Here is a 3,157-nt window from a genome sequence, read left to right on the forward strand (position 1 = left end):
CGCCGCGGCGGCGGGCCGTGACACCCATCCACATCGCGACCGCGCCACCGGCCCAGCCGAGCACGGCCAGGAGCAGGGCGCCGATCGCGGCGAGTGCGCCCAGGAACGCGGCCTGCCGGGCGAGGCGGTCGGCCTCGGCGGCGGTGTGCGGCACGGGGCCTCCTCGACGTCGGGGTCCCGACCGTAGCGGGACATGGGCACGATCACGGTCGTTCGCATTGCTCATGACATACGTTGCGTGATGCAATGTTCGACAGGTCCGATACGTCCATGATCTCTCCGGGGTCCGTTCCCGGGGAAAGGCGATGACATGTCCCGAACATCCGGTGCTGCGCACGCCCCCAGCCCGTTCCGCCAGCCCAAGGCCGTCTGGGCGGTGGCCTTCGCCTGCGTCATCTCGTTCATGGGCATCGGGCTGGTCGACCCGATCCTGCCGTCGCTGTCCGGGCAGCTGCACGCCACGCACGCCGAGGTCGAGCTGCTGTTCACCAGCTACCTCGTCGTGACCGCGATCGCGATGCTGGTGACCGGCTGGGTGTCGTCCCGGATCGGCGCGAAGAGGACCCTCATCATCGGCCTCGCGCTGATCGTGGTGTTCGCGGCGCTGGCCGGGGCGTCGTCGGGGATCTGGGGCATCGTCGGCTTCCGGGCCGGCTGGGGCCTGGGCAACGCGCTGTTCATCGCGACCTCGCTCGCGGTGATCGTCGGCTCGGCCTCGGGCGGCTTCGCCGGTGCGATCGTGCTCTACGAGACCGCGCTCGGCGTGGGCATCGCCACCGGTCCGCTGCTCGGCGGGCTGCTCGGCACCGTCTCCTGGCGGGGCCCGTTCTTCGGCGTCTCGGTGCTGATGCTGATCGCGCTCGTCGCGACCGTCGTGCTGCTGGAACCGACGCCGGTCCCGACCCACAAGGCGCGGCTCTCCGAACCACTGGCCGCCCTGCGCCACCGCGCGCTCGCCACCACCAGCGGGGTCGGGCTGCTCTACAACTGGGGCTTCTTCACGCTGCTCGGCTACGCGCCGTTCCTGATGGGCGGGCTCGACCCGATCGCGCTCGGCGGGGTGTTCTTCGGCTGGGGTGTGCTCGTCGCGGTCTTCGCCGTGTTCGGTGCGCCCTGGCTCAAGGAGCGGTTCGGCACCGCGCGCACCCTCTACGGCGCGCTCGTCGGCATCGCGGTGCTGCTCGCGGCCATCGGGCTGTTCGACGACGTGCCCGCCGTGGTGATCGTCGCGGTGGTCCTGTCCGGCATCGTGGTCGGCGTCAACAACACCCTGGTGACGACGGCGGTCATGTCGATCTCGCCGGTGCCCCGCCCGACCGCGTCGGCCACCTACGGGTTCGTCCGCTTCATCGGCGGCGGGCTGGCCCCGTTCGCGGCGGGCCTGATGGCGGCGGCCGTCGGGGCGTCGGTGCCGTTCCTGATCGCCGCGGTCGTCGTGCTGGCGGGGGCGGTGCTGCTGTCGACGATCCGCCGCGACCTGGACGCCGCCGACGCCGAGGCCGAGCAGCCCGGTCCGTCGCACGAGCGCGCCGACGCCGAGGGGGCCGTCCGGGAGGTGCCCGGGCTGCCGACCGAGGCCGTGATCGCCGAGGACGCGCTGCAGCACGACCGGCGCTGAGTCCCCTCCGCCCCGAGCGGGCCCCCGTGGGGACGGGGCCCGCTCCGTGTCGTGCCGCCCGGGCCGGCGGCGTGGTCAGCCGGTGACGAGGGCGGCGAAGCGGTCCAGGTCGACGTTGCCGCCGGAGATCGTGACGCCGATCCGCGTCCCGGCCCACCGCTGCGGGTCCGCGGCGACGGCGGCCCGCACGCCCGCGAAGGCCAGCGCCCCGGTCGGCTCGACGAGCACCTTGTAGCGCGCCGCGAACAGCGCCATCGACTCGACCAGGGCGGTGTCGGGCACGGTCACGATGTCGGTGACGAGCCGCGCGATCACCGGGAACGTGTGGTCGCCGAGGTGGGTGGTGGCGGCGCCGTCGGCGAGCGTGCGGGGCTGCGGGATGCGCACGACGTGCCCGGCGCGCAGGGACTGCAGGCCGTCGTCGCCGGCCTCGGGCTCGACGCCGTACACCTGGGCGTCGGGGGACAGGGCCTGCGTCGCGAGCAGTGATCCGGAGAGCAGCCCGCCCCCGCCGAGGCAGACGAACAGCGCGTCGAGCGGGCCGTGGTCCTCCAGCAGCTCCAGCATCGCGGTGCCCTGCCCGGCGATGACGTGCGGGTGGTCGTAGGGCGGGACGAGGGTGAGCCCACGCTCCTCCGACAGCGCGGTCGCGATGGCCGCGCGGTCCTCGGCGTAGCGGTCGTAGCCGACGACCTCGGCGCCGTAGCCGCGGGTGGCGGCGAGCTTCGAGGCCGGGGCGTCGTGCGGCATCACGATCGTCGCGGGGACCTCCAGCAGCTGCGCGGCCAGCGCCACGGCCTGGGCGTGGTTGCCCGAGGAGAACGCGACGACCCCCGCCCGCCGCTGTGCCGCGGACAGCCGGGACAGCGTGTGGAACGCCCCGCGGAACTTGAAGCTCCCGGTGCGCTGGAGGTTCTCCGCCTTCACGAACACCTGCGCGCCGAGTTCGGCGTCGGTGAGCCGGGAGGTGAGGACGGGGGTGCGGTGGGCGTGGCCGCGCAGGATCGCTGCCGCGGCACGGACGTCGTCGGGGGTGGGGAGAGCGTTCACCGGACCACCTTCCGCCGCCCGGCGGAGCCGGTTCAAGCCCGTTCGGATCCATTCACGATCGGGTGTAACGACTGACACGTCGGGATCGCTGCTACCTGCGTGGCTCCCCCCACGTTCCCCGGAAGGACACCCCCGATGCGCCTCCGCTCCCTGTCCGCTGCCGTGCTCCTCGCGACCGCGGCGGCCCTCCCGCTCGCCGGTACGGCCTTCGCCCAGGACCGCGACTGCAAGGACTTCGCCGGCCAGGCCGACGCCCAGGCGGCCCTGACCCCGGGCGACCCCGAGAACCTCGACGCGAACGACAACGGCGTGGCCTGCGAGGACCACGACTACGGCAGCGCGGCGTCCCCGGCCACGGTCGAGGCCGCCTCCGACGACTCCACCCAGGTCACCGCGACGCCGATCGGTGGCGTCGAGGCCGGTGGCGGCCCGGCCGACGTGCTGCCGCTGGCGCTCGGTGCCGTCGCCGCCGGTGGCATCGGCGCGGTC

Annotated in this window: 3 protein-coding genes; 2 read left to right on the forward strand and 1 reads right to left on the reverse strand. The window is 74.0% G+C overall.

Features of this window, described 5'->3' with window-relative positions:
- Positions 1–310: 310 nt before the first annotated feature.
- Positions 311–1,618, forward strand: a complete 1,308-nt coding sequence (locus GTW08_RS12005; RefSeq protein WP_073574539.1) for an MFS transporter — start codon at positions 311–313, stop codon at positions 1,616–1,618.
- 75 nt (positions 1,619–1,693) lie between these two features.
- Here the strand turns inward: GTW08_RS12005 and GTW08_RS12010 are convergent, their stop codons facing one another.
- On the reverse strand, positions 1,694–2,668 hold the full coding sequence (locus GTW08_RS12010) for a threo-3-hydroxy-L-aspartate ammonia-lyase (protein ID WP_073574540.1): 975 nt from the start codon (positions 2,666–2,668) through the stop codon (positions 1,694–1,696).
- Positions 2,669–2,803: 135 nt separating this feature from the next.
- On the opposite strand from GTW08_RS12010, the gene GTW08_RS12015 reads away from it, so the two are divergent.
- Positions 2,804–3,157 (forward strand): hypothetical protein (locus tag GTW08_RS12015; protein WP_161151926.1); only part of this gene is annotated, 354 nt, incomplete at its 3' end.

The organism is Pseudonocardia sp. SID8383 (genome assembly GCF_009864975.1).
Taxonomy (GTDB): Bacteria; Actinomycetota; Actinomycetes; order Mycobacteriales; family Pseudonocardiaceae; genus Pseudonocardia; species Pseudonocardia alni.

What these genes read in the sequence shown, in the direction of transcription:
- GTW08_RS12005 (WP_073574539.1), top strand. Translation starts at nt 311, where the DNA reads ATGTCCCGAACATCCGGTGCTGCGCACGCCCCCAGCCCGTTCCGCCAG.